The organism is Allobosea eneae (assembly GCF_042657265.1).
Classification (GTDB): domain Bacteria; phylum Pseudomonadota; class Alphaproteobacteria; order Rhizobiales; family Beijerinckiaceae; genus Allobosea; species Allobosea eneae.
This window is the reverse complement of sequence record NZ_JBHSLW010000008.1, coordinates 49,565-68,849: the sequence shown is the minus strand read 5'-3', so window position 1 is coordinate 68,849 and position 19,285 is coordinate 49,565. Positions and strand designations below refer to the sequence as shown.

Below are 19,285 nucleotides of genomic sequence, written 5' to 3'. Positions count from 1 at the left end.
ACCGGATTGTCGTTCTGAATCGGACCGGCGTCGTTCCGACCCGGTCGCGTCCGAGGGTGGCCGGCCGGCCGCTCGATTGCCATGGCCTCGCTCATGGCTTCCGCCATCCTCCACGAAATATGCGGCGTCGGCCCGGGCAGCTGGGATTGGCTCCATCAATCCCGAGTACAACCTATAGTAGATTGTTGTACTTGATAATATCCAGAGAAACGCAAAAGCTCTGGGCGCGAGCCTCGGCCCCGTTCCGCGTAATGCTTTGCTAACGATCTTCATTAAACGTGATTGACGTTGCGGCATTAACTTCGCGGTCCAGGGGCGGCCTAAATGAATCTTTTCAAGAATAGCGGGGCACAAGCAATCGCCGAGGCAGCGTCGATTCGACGTTGGCAGGCCGTCATCGAATTTGATCTCGACGGCAAGATCATCGAGGCAAACGATCTGTTCCTGCAGGCCGTCGGCTACCACCGCTCCGAGGTCATCGGGCAGCATCATTCCATGTTCGTGCCGCCCGAGGAGAGGGCCACGGAAGCCTATCGCAGCTTCTGGCAGGACCTCAGCGTGGGCAAGGCGTTCCAGGCGCAGTTCGCGCGCGTCGCCAAGAGCGGCAAGCGGGTCTGGCTCCAGGCGACTTACACGCCGATCTGCGGAACCGACGGCAAGCGGCCGTTCAAGGTGATCAAGTACGCCAACGACATCACTGACATCAAGGAAGCGGTGTCGAATGCCGAAGGTCAGCTCGCGGCGATCAGGAAGGCGCAGGCGGTGATCGAGTTCGATCTGACGGGCAAGGTTCTCGACGCCAACGAGAATTTCCTGAGGGCGCTGGGCTATACGATCGGTGAAGTCAAGGGACAGCACCATTCGATGTTCGTGCAGCCGTTCGAGCGCGACACCGAGGCTTACGTCCGGTTCTGGCAAAAGCTCGCATGCGGCGAATACGACGAGAACCAGTATCTGCGGATCGGCAAGGGCGGCCGCAAGGTCTGGATTCAGGCGAGCTACAACCCGATCCTCGATTCGCTGGGTAAGCCCTACAAGGTCGTCAAATACGCCACTGATATCACGGCCAGCAAGCTCGCCACCGCGGCGCTCGAGACAGCGGTGGAGCAGACGCGCTCCGTCATCGTGGCCACGCAGGCGAAGGATTTGACGCAGCGCGTGCCGCGGGACGGCAAGTCCGGAGAGATCGGGGAACTGTGCAACGGCATCAACGAGCTGCTGGATACGTTCTCGAACGTGATTCAGACGGTTACCGGAATTTCCGAGCGCATCTCTGCCGGATCGCGTCGAATTGGCTCGGACAGCAAAGATCTTGCTCAGCGCACGGAAGAGCAGGCCGCGTCCCTCGAAGAGACTGCCGCCACCACGGAGGAACTCGCCGCTTCCGTGAAGCAGAGCTTCGAGCGCGCCCGCGAAGCGGCTGAGCTCGGCACTGCGGCCAATGGCGTCGCCAACCGGGGCGGAGCCATCGTGAGTGATGCGGTCATCGCGATGGAGCGGATTGAGAAGGCTTCCGACGATATCGGCAAGATCATTCGCGTCATCGACGACATCGCTTTCCAGACCAATCTGCTCGCCTTGAACGCCGCGGTCGAGGCGGCGAGGGCAGGTGATGCCGGCAAGGGCTTCGCAGTCGTCGCATCGGAGGTGCGTACGCTGGCCCAACGCTCCAGCGAAGCGGCCAACGACATCAAGAAGCTGATCACCAACTCCACTGCCGAGGTCGCAGGCGGCGTCAGGCTCGTCCAGCAGGCGGGATCGGCGCTGGGCGAGATCGTCACCTCTTCGACCAGCGTCTCTGCCGCGTTGGACGAGATCAAGAGTGCCTCGCGCGAGCAGGCGAACGGGATCGAGGAAGTGGCGAAGGTTGTCGCCCATATGGACGAGATGACCCAGCGCAATTCGTCGATGGCCGATCAGAGCGCGAGCGTCGCCGCCGAGCTGCAATTGGCAACCGACTCGCTGCAGGGGCTCGTCGGCGGCTTCCGCGTCCCGGGCGCAGCGACGAAAGGCGATCGCACGGTCGAAGGCGTGGCTCAGTTGCGGCAAGCAGCCGCCCAAATGGCGCGCCCGGCCTCAGCCCCGGTGTCCCGTCAGGCAGGTTCAAGTCAACGCCGGGTCGCCAATGGCTCTGCGGCGGGCTGGGAAGAGTTCTAAGCCGGCGACTGCACGCGCCGGCAGATTGGGCGAGCGCAACCGACTTCTGACTGTGTCGGGCTCCCAGGGCGCGCTGGCGACAGCGCGCCCTGGTCCGGTCGTGCCGCCTCCGGGCATTTGCACATGCTGCCCCGCAGCCTCTAGCTTGCGGCCGGATCGCGCGGCGACGAGTCGCGTGCCTAGGGAGCCCGCCATGCCCAGCAAGATCGATCTCCTCAATCCCGCCTCGCTCTCGCCGCCGACCGGCTATTCGCATGTCGCGATCGTCAAGGCGGAGCGGCAGATTCATGTTTCCGGCCAAGTCGCTTATGACGCGATGGGCAAGGTGGTCGGGGAGGGCGACATCGCCGCCCAGGCCGAGCAGGTCTACGCCAATCTCGCCGCGGCATTGGCCGCTGCCGGGACCGACTTTACCAAGGTGTTCAAGCTGGTGACTTATGTCGTCGACCTCTCGACCGAGAAGGCGGTCGCCGTGCGCAAGGTGCGGATGAAGTATCTCGGCGACGGCCCCTTTCCGGCAAGCACAATGGTTGGCGTCACAGCGCTCGTCGATCCGCGCTTGCTGATCGAGATCGAGGCGATCGCGGCGCTCGATTGACGTATCGCGACCTGTCCTATTCCCCACAGGGGCGGGCTCCGCACCTTACCGCTGGGACTTGCGGCAGGCTGCGCCACTCGCCATATCCCACTCACGCGGTTGGGTTCGCCTTTCGCGTGCGGGGTGCTGCGCAAGCGGGCTCCGATAGTTCCAGAGGCGCCTTTTCAAGGGCTTCGTGATGACGCGTCCGCCTAGCCTGTCGCATCCCTTCCTGCTCGGCTTCGACGATATCGAGCGGGCGCTCGACCGTGTCGCCAAAGGCGCCGGCGATGGTTATCCGCCCTATAATATCGAGCGCATGCCGCGCACGGAGGAAGAGCCTGACAAGCTCAGGATCACGCTTGCGGTGGCCGGGTTCTCGCGCGACCAGCTCGAGATCACGCTGGAAGAGAACCAGCTCACCATCCGCGGCCGGCAGATCGACGACAAGACGCGCCATTTCCTGCATCGCGGCATCGCCGCGCGGCAGTTCCAGCGCTCCTTCCTGCTCGCCGACGGCATGCAGGTCCTGGGCGCTGATCTCTCGAACGGGCTGCTTGCGATTGATTTGGCCCGTCCGGAACCGGAACGGCTCGTCCGGCGTATCGATATCATGAGCCGCGACTAGCCCCCTAAGAGCTACAGAAGGTCTTTACGAAGGGCATGCGGTTTGCCTTCCGTTCATGATCAGGAGTCACAATCAAACCGCCTCGCACTGCTCTGAAGGAGGGCGCGATGACTGAGACAAGAACCTCTCCCCTGACCACGGCCGAATTTGCCGCCCTCGGCAACGGCCAGGTCGCCTATCTCAAGCCGATCATGTCGGATGAGCTGGCCCGCATCTTTCCGCAGGCGCCCGAGATCGAGCCCGGCCTGCAGCTCTTCGCGCTGCTCGCAGCCGACGGCGCGCCGATCCTGGTGACCGATTCCCGCGAGGCCGCGACGGCCAACGCCTGGGAGCACGATCTCCGGATGGTCAGCCTGCACTGACGCGAGCTGTCTATGCCGTCGTGGGCGCGATGCCCTCGACGGCGGCAACGAGGCGCGCGATGTCCTCCGGCGTCGACAGGCGATGGTCGCCGTCCTTGATCAGGGTCAGCACGACCGGATCGTGCGGCAGATGCTCGACCAGCTTCAGCGCCTGGCCATAGGGCACGTCGGGATCCTTCATTCCCTGCAGGATATGGACGGGGCAGCCGGTTTCGATCGGATGCCCGAGCATGAGATGGCGTCTGCCGTCCTCGATCAGCGCCCGCGTGATCGGCATCGGCTCCGGCGAGTATTCCGACGGCCGCTGCCAGACGCCCTCCCGGGTGATCGTCTCGCGGATCGCTTCCGGCATCTGCGCCCACATCAGTTCTTCGGTGAAATCGACGGCCGGCGCGATCAGCACGAGGCCGGCCGGCTGCAAGTGTGGCGCCGTCTTGCGCAGCTTAAGCGTCGTCAGCAGCGCGACCCAGCCGCCCATGGACGAGCCGACCAGGACGGCAGGACCTTGCGTATGGGCGGCGAGGACAGCCTGGGCATCCTCGATCCACTGCGACATCGTCCACTGCGCGAACTCACCGCTCGATTCGCCATGGCCGGCATAGTCGAAGCGGATCAAGGCGCGCCCGGTGCGCTCGGCCCAGGCGGCCAGCGCCTCGGCCTTGGTCGCGCGCATGTCCGAGCGCAGGCCGCCGAGCCAGACCACCGGCGGGCCCTTGCCGGCCTGCGCCAGCACCGCGACATCGCGGCGTTCGCTACCGGTGCCGACGCTCAGAAATTGCGGCTGCGGCCTCATCACCCTATTCTCTCCTGTGGTGAACCGGGCGAAAGCAGGGATCGCGTGCTGCAATCCCGCCCGATTTAGTGATCATCACGAACCCGATAGCATCGGCGAGTCGCCAAGCAGAAGGCCCTTTCGAGCAGTGAACACCTCCCTGCGTTCCGGCGCGCAACTCTCCCTGCCGTCGACCGAGACGCATCCGCTGGCTGGGCGCACCGTGCTGCAGATCATCCCGGAGCTCGAGGCCGGTGGCGCGGAACGCACTGCGGTCGACATCGCCGCCGGGCTGACCGAGGTCGGCGCGCGGGCGCTGGTCGCGACCGAGGGCGGGCGGCTCGTCGCCGAGCTGCAGGCCAAGGGCGGCATCTGGCTGCCGTTCCCGGCCGCGGCCAAAAACCCGGTCTCGATGCTGCTCAACGTGCGCACCTTCGCGCTGCTCTGTAAGCGCGAGCGGGTCGATCTCGTGCATGCCCGCTCGCGGGCGCCGGCCTGGGTCGCGCTGGCGGCGACGCGGGCTCTGAAGCTGCCTTTCGTGACAACCTATCACGGCTCCTACAACGCCCGCTCGACGGTGAAGAACCTGTACAATTCGGTGATGGCGCGCAGCGACGTCGTCATCGCCAATTCCGGCTACACCGCCGACCTGATTCGGGCCCGCCATCCCTTCGCCCGCGACCGCATCCGCGTCGTCCACCGCGGCACCGACTTCTCGGCCTTCGCACCGTCGGCGGTCAGTCCGGAGCGGATCAGCGCCCTGCGCAGCGCCTGGGGCGTCGAGCCGCATCAGCGCATCGTGCTGCTGCCTGGCCGACTCACCGGCTGGAAGGGGCAGAAGGTGCTGATCGAAGCGGCGCGCCAGCTCCGCGACGCAGGCGACAGCGAGACCGCCTTCATTCTCGCCGGCGATGCGCAGGGGCGCGACGGCTATGTGCGCGAGCTCGACGATGCCATCGCCAAGGGCAAGCTCGAAGGCCGGGTCCGCCGCGTCGGCCATTGCTCGGACATGCCGGCCGCCTTTCTGGCGGCTGCGGTCGTCGCAGTGCCCTCGACCGAGCCGGAGGCCTTCGGCCGTGTCGCCGTCGAGGCTCAGGCCATGGGCACGCCGGTCGTCGTGTCCAACCTCGGCGCCGTACCGGAAACGGTGCTGGCACCGCCCCAGGTCGCGCCGCAGGAACGCTCCGGCTGGCACGTGCCGCCCGACGATGCGGCGGCGCTTGCCGAGGCCCTGCGCGAGGCGCTCGCGCTGCGGCCCTCCGCCCGCGACGCGCTGGCGCGACGGGCCCGCCTGCATGTCGAGCGCCATTTCTCGCTGGCCTCGATGGTCAACGACACACTCGATGTCTATTGCGCCCTGCTGGGGCGCTGAAATCGTCTGATCCATTGACAACGCTTCACGTTGTGCAATGTGTCTCACCAACGGCGCGATGCGCGCCATTCACAGGAGAATAAAGCCATTCGTCGTCCCTTCCGTGCCGCACCAGCCCCCGTCAAGGACGGTCCTCGCGCCAACCGTGACATTCGTGGCGTCCGCGACGTCCAGCTCATCGACGATACCGGCGCCAACCGTGGCGTGGTGTCGTTCTTCGAGGCGCTCAAGATTGCCGAGGATGCCGGACTCGACCTGGTCGAGATCGCCCCCAATTCTGTGCCGCCTGTCTGCAAAATTCTCGATTATGGCCGCTTCCGCTTTCTCGAGCAGAAGAAGGCGTCGGAGGCGCGCAAGAAGCAGCGCACCATCGAGATCAAGGAAATCAAGCTTCGTCCCGGCATCGACAAGCACGACTACGACGTGAAGATGAAGGCGATGCACGGCTTCTTCGAGGAAGGCGACAAGGTGAAGGTCACCCTGCGCTTCCGCGGCCGCGAGATGGCGCACCAGGACCTCGGCGTGAAGGTGCTGGAGCGCGTCAAGGCCGATACGGTCGACGTCGCCAAGGTCGAGAGCGACTGGCAGCTCGAAGGCCGCCAGATGGTCATGGTGCTCGCGCCGAGGTAAGGCGAGGATGGCATGAAGACGTGAAAAAGGGCGCACTGCCGGTGCGCCCTTTTTCGTTCAGCCCAGCAGGCGCTTCAACTTGCGGACCGCGCTGTCCGGCGTTGTCAGCACCGGCTTACCCGTCGCGTCCGCGACCGCTGGGGCCGCCCGCGCCAGACTGAACTGCGCCAGCGCGATCGCGTCGCAATCGGCCAGATTGCGTGCCGCCGACGCCGCCAGCCGGTCGTGCTCGGCTCCGTCGCCGCGGTCGAGCGCGGCGAGGGCGCCTTTCGCCAGCTGCGGCGTGACCGTCAGCGACGCCGGGAACTCCGGCGGCATCGATTGCAGCGTCGGTCCGAAGCTGGCGAGCAGGCCGATCCGGCCGCCGATCGCCATGGCTTCCTCGATCATCGCCTCGTTCGGTTTCAGCACCGGGAGGGGGGAAAGCGCGCGCTGCACCGCCTCGATGCAGGGGCCGAAGGCCGAGCAGGTGAAGAGGATGCCGTCGGCGCCGGTGGCCCGCGCATAGCTGGCGAGGCTGAGGAAGCGCCCGGTCATCGCCTCGGTGATCCGCCCGTCGCGGGAAAGATCGGCCGAGAGGCTGTCGTCGAGCAGGTTCATCAGCGTGGCCTCGGGCCACAGCCGCGCGAACGCCGCCTCGATTGGAGGCGGCGAATGGCGCAGCGCATGGATCAGCGCGATCCGCATCAGCGAATGGGATGCGGGTATTGCAGCCCGCCCTTGGAGGCGAGGTCGTTCAGCCCCCGCTTCAACTGCAGCTTCGATCCCCCACCGACATTGCGCTCGAAGCTCTCGCCGTAATTGCCGATGTGCTTGATGATACGGTAGGCCCAGTCATTGCTCAGGCCGAGGCCTTCGCCGAACTTGCCCTCGACGCCGAGCAGGCGCTTGACCTCGGGATTGCCCGATTTCAGCTGCTCGTCGACATTGGCCTTGGTCACGCCGAGCTCCTCGGCGTTGAGCATGGCGTAATGCACCCATTTCACCAGCGCGACCCAGCTCTCGTCGCCGCGCTTCACCGCCGGGCCGAGCGGCTCGCGCGAGATCAACGTCGGCAGGATGACGAAATCGTCGGGCTTGGAGAATTTCAGGCGTTCGGCGGCGAGGCCCGAGCTGTCGGTGGTGAACGCGTCGCAGCGCCCGGCCTCCAGTGCCTTCACGCCCTCCTCGTTGGTGGCGAAGCCGATGATCTCGTATTTCAGCTTGTTGGCGCGGAAGAAGTCGGCGAGGTTGAGCTCGGTCGTCGTGCCCTGCGTCACGCAGATCGAGGCGCCGTCGAGCCCCTTCGCCTCGGTCACTCCCAGCGATTTGCGCACCATGAATCCCTGGCCGTCGAAATAGTTGATGATCGGCCAGGACATGCCGGCCGAGGTGTCGCGCGACATCGTATAGGTCGCGTTGCGGGCGAGCATGTCGACCTCGCCGGACTGGACCACGACGAAGCGCATCTGCGGCGTCGTCGGCACGAACTTGACCTTGTTCGGGTCGTTGAAGATCGCGGCAGCGACGGCGCGGCAGAGATCGATGTCGAGCCCGTCCCAGCGCCCGTCCGGCCCCTGGATGCCAAAGCCGGGCAGGGCGATATGGTTGCCGCAGATCAGTTCGCCGCGGGCCTTGACCCGGTCGAGCGTGCTCGTCTGGGCGGCAGCAGCGCCGGCGAAGGCGAGCGCAGCGAGCCCGGCAAAAGCCAAATGTTTCAGTCGTTTCATGATCGTTCCCCTGTTGTGGAAGCACCGGGCTCTTGTCGGCCCGGATCCTGGTTGAGTCTCAGGCCGGGCGGGCCGACGCCAAACTCGCATCGAGCGCGTCGCCCAGCCGCTCGACGATGGTGTCGACGGTCGCGGCATCGATGATGAAGGGCGGCGCCAGCAGGACATGGTCGCCGGCGGTGCCGTCGGCGGTGCCGCCCATCGGGTAGATCAGGAGGCCGCGCTCCTGCGCCGCCTGCTTGATCCTGGCGTTGAGCCTGAGCGCCGGGTCGAAGGGCGTCTTGGTCGAGCGGTCGGCCACGATCTCGACGCCCCAGAAATGGCCGCGCCCGCGGATGTCGCCGACATGGTGGTGATTGCCGAAGCGCTCGCGCAGCCGCTGCTCCAACCGCGCTCCTTGCCTGCGGACATTGGCGAGCAGGTCGTCACGCTCGATCACCTGCTGCACCGCGAGCGCGGTGGCGCAGGCGAGGGGATGGCCGACATAGGTCTGGCTGTGCGGGAAGACGCCCGAGCCCTGACGGACTGCCTCGACGACCCGCTTCGAAGCCAGCATCGCGCCGATCGGCGCATAGCCGCCGCCGAGCCCCTTGGCGATCGCCATCAGATCGGGCGCGATGCCCTCCTGCTCGCAGGCATGCAGCGTGCCGGTGCGGCCCATGCCACTCATCACCTCGTCGAGGATCAGGAGCACGCAATGCCGGTCGCAGATCTCGCGGATGCGCTTGAAATAGCCGAGCGCGGCCGGTACCGCGCCGAGCGTCGCGCCAACCACGGTCTCCGCAACGAAGGCGCAGACCGTCTCCGGCCCAAGCTCCAGGATCTTGGCTTCGAGCTCGTCGGCGACGCGAAGCCCGTATTCCTCGCTGGTCTCGTCGGCTCGGCGGCCACGGTATTCGTAGCAGGGCGAGATGTGATGGCCCTGCATCAGCATCTGCTCGAACGGCGCACGGTCCTTCATCCGCCCGCCGACCGAGAGCGCCCCCAGCGTGATGCCGTGATAGCTCTGCCGGCGCGAGATGAAGTTGACGCGCCGCGTCTCACCCTTCTCGACGAAATAATGCCGGGCCAGCTTCAGGCAGGCCTCGATCGCCTCAGAGCCCGAGCTGCAGAAGTAGACACTTTCCATCCCAGCGGGCGCCCGCGCGATCAGATGGTCGGCGAGCTCCTCGGCTGCGTCGGTGGTGAAGAAGCTGGTATGGGCGTAGGCGAGCTTGTCGATCTGCGCATGCATCGCCGCCAGCACGTCGGGATGGCCATGGCCGAGGCAGGAGACGGCGGCGCCGCCCGAAGCATCGATATGCTCGCGCCCGTCGCGGTCGCGCAGCACCATGCCCTCGCCGCCGGCCGCGGTCGGATAGGTCTTGCTCAGCATGCGATGCAGGATGTGGCTCATCGATGGCCTCGCCTGGTGGATCGGGGAGTGAGGAAGGTGCCGGCCGCGTCGAGTGCAGCCTCGTGGCGGGCGATCGCGTCGAGCGCGGCCTTGCCCTTGCGCGCCGTCATCAGCGCCGCCAGGCATTCGACCGCGGCGAAGGCCGGTGTCATCGTGTGGAAAAAGGAAGGCGTCTCGGTCCTGACCAGCAGCGCCACGTCGGCAATGGCGGCGAGCGGCGAAAGCGCACTGTCGGTCAGCGCGACGACTTTTGCGCCGCGCTCCAGCGCCATCTCGGCCGCTTGCACGGTCTGGCGGGTATAAGGCGCGACCGAGACGGCGAAGAGCGCATCGCCCGGGCCGATCCGGCGCAGCGCATCGATGCCGCGCCCGCCCGCGCCGTCGGCCAGCACGGAGCTCGCTCCGATCAGATCGCGGATGTAGTCGAGCATGAAGGCGGCCGGAAAGGTCGAGCGCAGGCCGAAGCAGAACACCGTCTGCGCCTCGCTCAGCAAGTCGGCGGCCTGCTCGAAGCGGGCGAGTGCCTGTGGCTCGCGCAGCGCTTTCAGATGCTCGGCCAGCGCCGCGAACATGTCCTGCGCGATCGCGCTCGGGCCTTCCTCGCCATGGCGCTGCATCAATTCGCCGGCCCGGCCGGCAAAGCCCTCCGGACGCCGCCGGAGCGCCGCCGCATGGACGGCGCGGAGCTCGTCATAGCCCTTGAGGCCGAAGCGCTGCGCCAGTCGGGTGAGGGTGGCCGGTGACAGGCCGGCGCGCTTGGCCTGCTCGCGTGTCGTCAGCAGCGCGACATCGGCTGGATGGTCGAGCACCCAGCGCGCCGCCGCCTGCAATTGCTGCGGCAAGTGCTCGAAGCTCTCGGTGAGGCTCGCCGTCAGGCCGGGCTTGTCCATGCGCCGGACCTTAGCAGGGCAAATCGGAATGTGAAACAGAATCTCTGATTTTGATAATATGAAACATTTGTTTTATGCATGAGAAGCGCGGGGCCACTTTGCCGCCTACAGCCCTCATCCTGAGGAGGCCGCGTTAGCGGCCGTCTCGAAGGATGCTTCAGGAGGCTCCTGAGCTATCTGGAGCATCCTTCGAGACGCGATCTGCGATCGCTTCTCAGGATGAGGGTTGTGGAAAAGGGGGGCGGTCGCTCAGCTCCGAACCAGGAGCCCGTCGAGCATCAGGTTGAAGGCCTCGATCGCCTTGCGCGAGGTCGCTTCCGGCTCAGGCGCGTTCGCGATCCACTGCGCGGCATACTGCGTCGCACCGGCGATCAGGCGGGCTCCGGCCTCGGGATCGATCGGGGCGATGACGCCGCTCTCGGCCAGCTTGGTCAGGCTCTCCGTCATCGAGCGGATGCATTCGCTCAGCGTCGGCCAATCCCAGGGATCGCCGAGGACGGCAGGTCCGTCGCGCAGCATGATGCGCTGGATCTCGGGATCGAGCGCCAGCTCGATATAGGCGGTGCATTCGTCGCGGAAGCCGGTCCAGGGATCGGACGCCTTCGCCGTCACAGCCCGCATATGGGCATTCATCTCGCCATCGATCTGCGCGATCACGGCGACCAGTAGGCCCTTCTTGTCACCGAAATGATGGTAGAGTGCCCCGCGCGTCAGCCCGGCCGAGGCGGTGAGATCATCCATCGAGGTTTCGGCATAGCCGATAGTCCCGAACGCCGTTCGCGCCGCGGCTATCAGCTTGGCCCGCGTCTCTGCGATCATCTGGGCGCGCGGCTTGCGCATCAACCATGGTCCTTTCGCATACGGCGCGTATGTAAATTGACATACGTCGCGTATGTAATTACTCATGTCACATACGCCACGTATGTCAATAACGCATCGATGCGACGGAGACGTCCATGCCTAACCCCTATCGCGAGATTTTCCGGGCTCCCGGCTCGGTCGGCTTCTCGGCTGCCGGCTTCCTCGCCCGCATGCCATTCTCGATGCTCACCATCGGCATCGTCACCATGCTTTCGCAGGCGCGCGGCGAGTACTGGCTCGCCGGTGGCGTCGCCGCGACCTTTGCGCTCGCCAATGCGTTGATCGCGCCGCAGATCTCGCGGTTGGTTGATCGCCATGGCCAGAGCAAGGTGCTAATCCCGGCGACGCTCGCGACCATCGTCGCGCTGATCGGCCTGATGCTGGCCACCCGCCTCGAGGCGCCGATCTGGGTGCTCTTCCTCTTCGCCGGCCTCGCCGGGCTGGAGCCGAGCATGATGGCGATGGTGCGCGCGCGCTGGACCGAGATCTATCGCGATACGCCGCATCTGCGCACTGCCTTCGCCTTCGAGTCGGTCGTCGACGAGGTCATCTTCATGATCGGCCCGGTGATCGCGATCGGGCTCAGCGTGATCTGGTTCCCGGAGGCGGGACCGCTCGCGGCCACGATCCTGCTCGCCGTCGGCATGGCGCTGTTCGTGGCCCAGCGCGCGACCGAGCCGCCGGTGCACGCACAGGGCGTCAGCGAGGGCGGCTCGGCGATCCGCCTGGTGCCGGTGCAGATCATCGCGCTGCTGATGGTCGCGCTCGGGGTCGTCTTCGGCACCGCCGAGGTCACCGCGGTCGCCTTCGCCGAGGCGCAGGGCAACAAGGCGGCGGCGAGCCTGGCGCTCGCGGCCTATGCCGCCGGTTCCTTCATCACCGGCCTCGTCTTCGGCGCGCTGCGCCTGCGCCTGCCCCTCGCCACGCAATTGCTGCTGTCGATCAGCCTGGCCGCGGCGACGACCTTGCCGCTGCTGTTCGTGTCCTCGCTCTGGATGCTCGGCACCGTGCTCTTCATCGCCGGCGCCTCGATCTCGCCGACCGTCATCGTTGCCATGGCGCTGGTCGAGCGGCATGCGCCGGCTGCGAAGCTGACCGAGGGCATCACCTGGGTGATGACCGGCATGGGCATCGGCATGGCGGCGGGCTCGGCCGCCTCGGGCTGGCTGATCGATCTCTACGGCGCCAGCACCGGCTTCTACATGTCAGTTGCCGGCGGGTTCTCGGCGTTGGCGATCGTCGCCGTCGGGTTCTGCCTGATCGCCGAGCCCCGGCGCGAGCCCGAACCAGCAATCGCCTGAGCCGCAAAGGCATGCCGCGCTTGCAAGGGCGCGGCTTTTCTGTCATAGGCGCCACCTTCGATCGCCCGGCTGATAAGGGCTGCCGTGGCGATCGTACTTTGCTTCCCAAAGCAAAATTGAAGCGGCGCATTGTTCGCGCTCGCGACCTATGAGGAGCTCAAATGCCCAAGATGAAGACCAAATCGGCCGCCAAGAAGCGGTTCAAGATCACCGGAACCGGCAAGGTGCTCTACGCCCAGGCCGGCAAGCGTCACGGCATGATCAAGCGGACCAACAAGCAGCTCCGCAATCACCGTGGGACGAACGTTCTTTTCGAAGGCGATGCCGCCAACGTGAAGAAGTACTTCCTGCCCAACGGCTGACGCCCCCTCACTTTTCCGGAGATCGATCATGGCTCGCGTGAAACGGGGCGTTACGTCCCACGCCAAGCACAAGAAGACATTCAAGGCCGCCAAGGGTTTCTACGGCCGCCGCAAGAACACGATCCGCGCCGCCAAGGCGGCCGTCGATCGGTCGATGCAGTACGCCTATCGCGACCGCAAGAACAAGAAGCGCACCTTCCGCGCGCTCTGGATCCAGCGCCTGAACGCTGCGGTGCGCGAGCACGGCCTGACCTATTCGGTCTTCATCGGCGGTCTCGCCAAGGCGGGCCTCGAGCTCGACCGCAAGACCCTGTCGGCCCTCGCCATCGACGACGCCGCCGCCTTCGCCGCGGTGGTCGAGACGGTCAAGGGCGCGCTCGGCGCGGAAGCCAAGGCCGCCTGAGCGGACTTAGCCGATCGGAATATAGAAAGGCCGGCGGAAACGCCGGCCTTTTTGCTTTTTCCAGCGGCTTGGCCGCGCGCGTCATGGTTGTGTTGCGATTGCATGTTCCCCTTCCTGCGGGGAGGATCGCAGCATGCTCGAAATCTCGAACTTCGTCGCCGACGACCGTCTCGCCAAGGACATCGCTGCGGGCCGCAAGCTGAAGCGCCCGGCGCAGGACCCGCAACGCCTGGCTGAGCAGATCGTCCATCGCACGCGCGCCGGAGCCGGCGTCGATTTCGACGTCTTCGAAGCCCTGCTCGGCGAGAACGATCTCGTCGAGATCAACTATCTCGAGCGCGGCCTGCTCGCGGCCCGGACCGTCTGCCGCATCAACGTACCGGCGCCGGTTGGAGACGGCAGCGAATGGGGGACCGGCTTCCTGATCGGGCCACGTCTCCTCCTGACCAACAACCATGTCATCGGCTCGGTCGAGGAGGCGATGACGGCGACGGTCGAATTCGGCTACGAGCTCGATGGCGAGGGCCGGCTGAAGCGGTCAACCCGTTTCCGCCTGACGCCGCAGGACGGCTTCGTCACCAGCGACAGGAACGCGCTCGACTACACCATCGTTGCGCTGGCGCCGATGAGCGAGGACGGCGATGTCGCTCTCGCCGATCTCGGCTTCCTGCGCCTCGACCCACGTACCGGCAAGACCGAGCTCGGCCAGTACGCGACCATCATCCAGCACCCCGACGCCCGTACCAAACGCATCTCGCTGCGCGAGAACAAGATCGTCAAATATGGTGATCGCGTCGATCCGACCCGCGACAACTTCCTCTGGTATTCATCGGATACCGCGCCAGGCTCGTCTGGCGCGCCGGTCTTCACCGATGCCTGGCAGGTGATCTGCCTGCACCATGCCGGCGTCCCCGATCGCAGGATGGTCCAGGGGCAGGAACATTGGGTGCTTGCGGATGGCACGACCGCGCCCGCCGCGCTGGCCCGGCGCTTGCCGGCTGATAAAGTGCATTGGCTGGCCAATGAAGGCGTCCGGATCTCGAAACTGATCGCCGATCTGGAGCGGCAGTCGAAACTGGACGGCTTTGTTCGCTCGCCGTTGATCGCCGACCTGATCGCCGATGCCACCGGCGTGGCGGCCTTCGCCGGGACCGTGCCGGCGCAGAGCATCATAGGGCCGCCGCTGATCGCTGCGCCGGCCATCGCGACGATCGCCGCGGTCGCCGCCGAAGCCGCGGTGCTCGAGGCGGCGCGTCGGCCGACCCGGCGCAGCCACCCAGCTGCCTTCTTTGACGGGCGGCGTGGCTACGAAGCGGATTTTCTGCCGACGCCAATTCCCTTGCCGATCCTCGGCGCGGCCGCGCTACGCCATGGCGCGCCGGCCAAGGTCACGGGCGCGGCGGACGATGTGCTGCGCTATATGCATTTCTCCGTAGTCCTGAACGGTGCCCAGGACCGCAAGCTCGCGTTCTATACGGCGGTCAACATCGACGGAACGCGCTGGACCAATCTCGATCGTGGCGACGATGCCTGGTTCTATGACGGGCGTATCCCGGAGGAGCTGCAGAACGGCGACGAACTCTATGGCAATGAGCCCGTTCGGCGAAAAAACTATTTCGACCGTGGCCATCTGGTGCGTCGGCTCGATCCGGTCTGGGGCGGCATCCGCGAGGCCAAGCTCGCCAATGACGACACCTTCCACTGGACCAACTGCTCCCCGCAGTACTGGGGCTTCAATCAGGGTGCCGATTTGTGGCAGGGCCTGGAGAACTTCCTGCTCTACAATACCGACGAGGAGGATGTCCGGGCCTCCATCTTCTCCGGTCCGATGTTCCGCTCGGATGACGAGCTCCATCGTGGCATCCGTATTCCGCAGTTCTACTGGAAGGTGATCGCCGTCGCCGACAAGGCCGGCAAGCTTTTTACAAGCGGATACATCGTCAGCCAGCAGGACTATGCGCTCGACATCCCGTTCGAGCAGTTGCCCGTCGGTCCCAACAGCACCAAGCCTGGCCAGAACTTCCAGGTGCCGGTGACCAAGATCGAAGCTGACACCGGCGTCGTCTTCCCTGACGTCGTCCGTCAGGCTGATGTCTATACCGGCCCGACAGTCGGCCGCCGGCTCCGCACTGTCGCCGACGTCCAGCATCCGCGGCGGTAGCATGGACAGGAAACGGCTGAGCGTTCAGGTCTGCACCTTGTCCACCGCCTTCGGCGTCCAGCTCTCGCCGGCGCCCTCTACGATGCGCCGATAGGCCTCTTCCGGGCTGTCGGCATAGCAGAACAGCTTCAGATCCTCCGGCCGGATGAAGCCGGCTTCGCGCATCCGCTCGAGATTGATCAGCCCCTGCCAGTAGACGCTGTCATAGAGTACGATCGGCACCGGCGGCATCTTGCCGGTTTGCACCAGCGTCATGATCTCGAACAATTCGTCGAGCGTGCCGAAGCCGCCGGGGAAGACCACCAGCGCCGCCGCCCGCATCGCAAGGTGCATCTTGCGCATCGCGAAATAGTGGAAGCGGAAGGTCAGGTCGGGCGTCGACCAGGCGTTCGGCTCCTGCTCGTGCGGCAGGGTGATGTTGAAGCCTATGGAGACCGCGCCGGCTTCGGTCGCCCCGCGATTGGCCGCCTCCATGATGCCGGGCCCGCCACCGGTCGCGATGACATGGTGCCGGCCGCTCTGCTTGCCGTCGAGCGCGCCGCCGCGTTCCGAGGCGATCCGGCCGAACGCACGCGCCGCCTCGTACCAGGGATCGCCCTCGCGCACCCGCGCCGAGCCGAAGACGACGATGGTCGAAACGATGCCGCGGGCGCGCAGGGCGTCCTCGGCCTTCTGGTATTCGAGCATGAAGCGCGCCCCGCGCGTCGAATCGCCGAGGATGAAATCCTGGTCGAGCGCGGCGATCCGGTAGGAGGGCGAATTCTTCTGGGCGGTATTGTCGGGCATGGTGGCCTCCCGGCTGGCGCGTCGTCGGCTGGACCGGCTCTGGTCGAACGGATCGGGCTCGCGCCGACTCAATCGGCTCTATCTGGCCCAACTCGGCGCGATCACGACAGATATTTGCGCAGCACGGCCGCCATGCGCTCGGGCGACGTCTTGTGCGGCAGCAGGGTCAGGAAGCGGCCGTCGGGACCCATCAGATAGGTCAGGGAGCCATGGTCGATCGTGTATTCGCCGTGACCGTGATGGGCCTGCGTCAGCTTGCGACGGTGGACCTTGTAAGCTTTTGCCGTGGCTGCGATCTCGGCCTCGCTGCCGGACAGCCCGATCAGGCGCGGATGGACGTTCGCGACATAGGTCGCCATCACGGCCGGCGTGTCGTTCGCCGGGTCGACGCTGATGAACAGCGGCGCGATCCTGTCTGCGGCCGGCCCGAGCGCGTCGAGCGCTTGCGCGATCACCGGCAGATCGACCGGGCAGGTGTCGGCGCAGCGGCTGAACCCGAAATAGACCAGCATGAAGCGGCCGCGGAAATCGACGTCGGTCACGCGCTTGCCGGTGTGGTCGAGCAGCGAGAACGCGCCGCCGAACTGCGTCGCCAGCGGGTCGCGCGCAGGAGGGGCGGCCGGGGCCGCCTTGTGGTCATGGCCGCGAGCCGGCACGGCCAGCGTGATGGCGATGCCGGCGAGCAGGTCTCGGCGGGCGAGCTGGCGGTTCACGGCTTCGGTTTCGGCTGGAGACCCTTGATGCCGAACGGACCGTCCTCGGCGATGATCCTGTTGGCGTCGGGATCGGCCCGCCACCACTCTTCGGCCTTGCCGTTCTTCGCCTCCCACCCGGCCTTGAAGCGTTCGGCCGCGATCCAGTCCTGGCCGCGATTCTCGCGAATGCGCTGCACGAAGAACAGGGTCACTGCCGGATTCTCGATCAGCAGTCCGTCTGCCTCGACCTCGCGACCGCAATAGGGCGAAAGATCCGCGGTCGCCCCGGCAAAATCGATGTTCGATTTCGCCACGAGGCGGAACGTGCCATCGGCGAGCACGAGCCCGAGTTGCCGTCTGCCGCTGCCGCAATCGGGCGCGCAGCGGCCCTTGAGGTGACAGAGCGCATCGACGACGCGGCCCTTCAGCACCGCCTGCTTCTCGTGCGGGATGTTCCAGGGCTCGGCGGAGATGGCAGGTCCCGCCGCCAGGGCGGCCGCGACGATCAGTGCGTTGACGCTGCCTCGCATGGCTTCAGTTCCCAAACGGCTGGATGCCGTGTTCCTCATGCGTCATCGTGATGACGCCCTTGTCGTCGGCGATGCGGTCGACCAGCAGGTACTTCACACCATCGCGTTCCAGCAATTCGCCGTCGACCGTGACCTCGTGCGTCGCCAGTTTCGCCACGCGCGGATTGCCGGCGCTGTCCTCGTCGTCGCCGATCTTCAGGATCAGATAGAGATTGCCGCCGGCGTCGCGAATGGCGACCGGGATACCGCCGAGCGCGCACCAGACCGCGCATTGATGATGGGCCGTGCCCTTGGCGAACATCAGTCCGCTGATCGTGCACCAGCTGTCGCTGATCTCGCCGGTGACGGTGACACGCTGGCCGCTTTGCTGGGCGGATGCCGGTGCTAACGCAGCAAAAAACACCGCGATAGTCGTGGATGCGAGCATCTGGCGCAGAATTTGAGACAAGATTGTCATCTTCGCACGCGATCCCGCAATTCGGGTGGCATTTCCGTGCCGGCGAGATTCTTTGCCAGCACGATTGCCCCTAGCCTCTCCGCCGCCGACACCATAGAAGATGCCTCGCAAACGGACCAGAGCAGGCATGAACGACATCGACACCCTTCGCGATTCACTTGTCGGTGAGATCGAGGCGGCGAGCGACGAGGCGACGCTCGAGCAATTGCGTATTGCGGCGCTCGGCAAGTCCGGCTCGGTCTCGGGCCTGCTGAAGACGCTCGGCACGATGACGCCGGAGGAGCGCAAGGAGCAGGGCCCGCGCATCAACGGCCTGCGCGATGTCGTCCAACAGGCGATCACCGCCCGCAAGGACGCGCTCGGCGAGGCGGCGCTGGAAGCTAGGCTCGCCAGCGAGCGGCTCGACATCTCGCTGCCGGTGCGCGAGGGACCGGAGGCGCGCGGGCGCATCCACCCGATCAGCCAGGTCATCGACGAGATCACCGCCATTTTCGGCGATATGGGCTTTGCCGTCGCCGAAGGCCCGGATGTCGAGACCGACGACCTCAACTTCACCAAGCTCAACTTCCCGGTCGGCCATCCCGCCCGCGAGATGCACGACACCTTCTTCTTCGCGCCCGATGCCAATGGCGAGCGCAAGCTGCTGCGCACGCATACCTCCCCGGTCCAGGTGCGCACGATGATGTCGCAGGAACCGCCGATCCGCGTGATCTGCCCGGGCCGGACCTACCGCATGGATTCCGACCAGACCCACACGCCGATGTTCCATCAGGTCGAGGGCCTCGTCATCGACAAGAAGACCCATTTCGGCCACATGAAATGGGTGCTGGAGGAGTTCTGCAAGGCGTTCTTCGAGGTCGAGGGCGTCAAGATGCGCTTCCGGCCATCCTTCTTCCCGTTCACCGAGCCCTCGGCCGAAGTCGACATCCAGTGCTCGCGCAAGGATGGCGAGATCCGCTTCGGCGAGGGCGAGGATTGGCTCGAGATCCTCGGCTGCGGCATGGTCCATCCGAACGTTCTGAGGAATTGCGGGCTCGACCCGGACGTCTATCAGGGCTTCGCCTGGGGCATGGGCATCGATCGCATCGCCATGCTGAAATACGGCATGCCGGACCTGCGGCCCTTCTTCGAGGCGGATGTCCGCTGGCTGTCGCATTATGGCTTCCGTCCGCTCGACCTGCCGACGCTGACCGGCGGTCTGACCTCTTAACCTGCAAGGCTGTCCGAAAGGGAAGA

At 65.9% G+C, this 19,285-nt stretch carries 21 protein-coding genes; 11 read left to right on the top strand and 10 right to left on the bottom strand.

Annotated elements, in window-relative coordinates; translation table 11 throughout:
• Window positions 1–324: 324 nt before the first annotated feature.
• The 4 genes from ACFPOB_RS05605 (at window position 325) to ACFPOB_RS05590 (ending at window position 3,724) form a co-directional block, all read left to right on the top strand.
• Window positions 325–2,157 (top strand): methyl-accepting chemotaxis protein, encoded by a 1,833-nt coding sequence (locus tag ACFPOB_RS05605; protein WP_377796571.1) that lies wholly within the window; start codon window positions 325–327, stop codon window positions 2,155–2,157.
• A gap of 193 nt (window positions 2,158–2,350) precedes the next feature.
• Window positions 2,351–2,755 carry a RidA family protein gene (locus tag ACFPOB_RS05600; protein WP_377796569.1) on the top strand — a complete coding sequence of 135 codons (405 nt, stop codon included), beginning with the start codon at window positions 2,351–2,353 and terminating at the stop codon, window positions 2,753–2,755.
• A gap of 178 nt (window positions 2,756–2,933) precedes the next feature.
• Window positions 2,934–3,362 (top strand): Hsp20 family protein, encoded by a 429-nt coding sequence (locus ACFPOB_RS05595; RefSeq protein WP_377796567.1) that lies wholly within the window; start codon window positions 2,934–2,936, stop codon window positions 3,360–3,362.
• Window positions 3,363–3,469: 107 nt separating this feature from the next.
• A complete protein-coding gene (locus ACFPOB_RS05590) occupies window positions 3,470–3,724 on the top strand; it encodes a BQ00720 family protein (protein WP_377796565.1) in 255 nt (84 codons plus the stop codon).
• A 10-nt stretch (window positions 3,725–3,734) separates the two neighbouring features.
• On the opposite strand, the gene ACFPOB_RS05585 is transcribed toward ACFPOB_RS05590, so the two are convergent.
• Complete coding sequence (locus ACFPOB_RS05585; protein ID WP_377796805.1) at window positions 3,735–4,517, bottom strand: alpha/beta hydrolase; 783 nt, start codon at window positions 4,515–4,517, stop codon at window positions 3,735–3,737.
• A 127-nt stretch (window positions 4,518–4,644) separates the two neighbouring features.
• On the opposite strand from ACFPOB_RS05585, the gene ACFPOB_RS05580 reads away from it, so the two are divergent.
• Window positions 4,645–5,868, top strand: coding sequence for a glycosyltransferase (locus ACFPOB_RS05580; protein WP_377796562.1), 1,224 nt, complete (start codon window positions 4,645–4,647; stop codon window positions 5,866–5,868).
• Between the two features lie 87 nt (window positions 5,869–5,955).
• Window positions 5,956–6,498 (top strand): translation initiation factor IF-3, encoded by a 543-nt coding sequence (gene infC, locus ACFPOB_RS05575; protein WP_377796804.1) that lies wholly within the window; start codon window positions 5,956–5,958, stop codon window positions 6,496–6,498.
• Between the two features lie 57 nt (window positions 6,499–6,555).
• On the opposite strand, the gene ACFPOB_RS05570 is transcribed toward infC, so the two are convergent.
• The 5 genes from ACFPOB_RS05570 to ACFPOB_RS05550 all read right to left on the bottom strand — a co-directional run bounded on the left by ACFPOB_RS05570 (window position 6,556) and on the right by ACFPOB_RS05550 (window position 11,333).
• A complete protein-coding gene (locus ACFPOB_RS05570) occupies window positions 6,556–7,185 on the bottom strand; it encodes an aspartate/glutamate racemase family protein (RefSeq protein ID WP_377796561.1) in 630 nt (209 codons plus the stop codon).
• Complete coding sequence (locus ACFPOB_RS05565) at window positions 7,185–8,207, bottom strand: amino acid ABC transporter substrate-binding protein (protein WP_377796559.1); 1,023 nt, start codon at window positions 8,205–8,207, stop codon at window positions 7,185–7,187. The genes ACFPOB_RS05570 and ACFPOB_RS05565 overlap by 1 nt, the downstream gene beginning before the upstream one ends.
• 58 nt (window positions 8,208–8,265) lie before the next feature.
• Window positions 8,266–9,603, bottom strand: a complete 1,338-nt coding sequence (locus ACFPOB_RS05560) for an aspartate aminotransferase family protein (protein ID WP_377796557.1) — start codon at window positions 9,601–9,603, stop codon at window positions 8,266–8,268.
• Window positions 9,600–10,493 (bottom strand): MurR/RpiR family transcriptional regulator, encoded by an 894-nt coding sequence (locus ACFPOB_RS05555; RefSeq protein WP_377796555.1) that lies wholly within the window; start codon window positions 10,491–10,493, stop codon window positions 9,600–9,602. Before ACFPOB_RS05555 ends, ACFPOB_RS05560 begins: the two co-directional genes overlap by 4 nt.
• A gap of 249 nt (window positions 10,494–10,742) precedes the next feature.
• Window positions 10,743–11,333, bottom strand: coding sequence for a TetR/AcrR family transcriptional regulator (locus ACFPOB_RS05550; protein WP_377796553.1), 591 nt, complete (start codon window positions 11,331–11,333; stop codon window positions 10,743–10,745).
• Window positions 11,334–11,449: 116 nt separating this feature from the next.
• On the opposite strand from ACFPOB_RS05550, the gene ACFPOB_RS05545 reads away from it, so the two are divergent.
• From ACFPOB_RS05545 to ACFPOB_RS05530, 4 genes are all read left to right on the top strand, one after another.
• Window positions 11,450–12,655 carry an MFS transporter gene (locus ACFPOB_RS05545; protein ID WP_377796551.1) on the top strand — a complete coding sequence of 402 codons (1,206 nt, stop codon included), beginning with the start codon at window positions 11,450–11,452 and terminating at the stop codon, window positions 12,653–12,655.
• A 161-nt stretch (window positions 12,656–12,816) separates the two neighbouring features.
• Window positions 12,817–13,017, top strand: coding sequence for a 50S ribosomal protein L35 (rpmI, locus tag ACFPOB_RS05540; protein ID WP_137881570.1), 201 nt, complete (start codon window positions 12,817–12,819; stop codon window positions 13,015–13,017).
• Window positions 13,018–13,045: 28 nt separating this feature from the next.
• Entirely contained in the window at window positions 13,046–13,420 is a 375-nt protein-coding gene (gene rplT, locus ACFPOB_RS05535) for a 50S ribosomal protein L20 (RefSeq protein ID WP_377796550.1), read from the top strand.
• A 133-nt stretch (window positions 13,421–13,553) separates the two neighbouring features.
• Entirely contained in the window at window positions 13,554–15,581 is a 2,028-nt protein-coding gene (locus tag ACFPOB_RS05530; protein WP_377796549.1) for a DNA/RNA non-specific endonuclease, read from the top strand.
• Between the two features lie 24 nt (window positions 15,582–15,605).
• Here the strand turns inward: ACFPOB_RS05530 and ACFPOB_RS05525 are convergent, their stop codons facing one another.
• The 4 genes from ACFPOB_RS05525 to ACFPOB_RS05510 form a co-directional block, all read right to left on the bottom strand.
• Entirely contained in the window at window positions 15,606–16,367 is a 762-nt protein-coding gene (locus ACFPOB_RS05525) for an LOG family protein (protein ID WP_377796548.1), read from the bottom strand.
• Window positions 16,368–16,468: 101 nt separating this feature from the next.
• Complete coding sequence (locus ACFPOB_RS05520) at window positions 16,469–17,080, bottom strand: SCO family protein (RefSeq protein WP_377796547.1); 612 nt, start codon at window positions 17,078–17,080, stop codon at window positions 16,469–16,471.
• Complete coding sequence (locus ACFPOB_RS05515) at window positions 17,077–17,592, bottom strand: hypothetical protein (protein ID WP_377796545.1); 516 nt, start codon at window positions 17,590–17,592, stop codon at window positions 17,077–17,079. The genes ACFPOB_RS05520 and ACFPOB_RS05515 overlap by 4 nt, the downstream gene beginning before the upstream one ends.
• A gap of 4 nt (window positions 17,593–17,596) precedes the next feature.
• Window positions 17,597–18,178 (bottom strand): hypothetical protein, encoded by a 582-nt coding sequence (locus tag ACFPOB_RS05510; RefSeq protein ID WP_377796544.1) that lies wholly within the window; start codon window positions 18,176–18,178, stop codon window positions 17,597–17,599.
• Here ACFPOB_RS05510 and pheS point away from each other — a divergent pair.
• Window positions 18,177–19,259 (top strand): phenylalanine--tRNA ligase subunit alpha, encoded by a 1,083-nt coding sequence (gene pheS / locus ACFPOB_RS05505; protein ID WP_377796543.1) that lies wholly within the window; start codon window positions 18,177–18,179, stop codon window positions 19,257–19,259. The two genes, ACFPOB_RS05510 and pheS, sit on opposite strands and share 2 nt — an antisense overlap.
• Window positions 19,260–19,285: the final 26 nt, after the last annotated feature.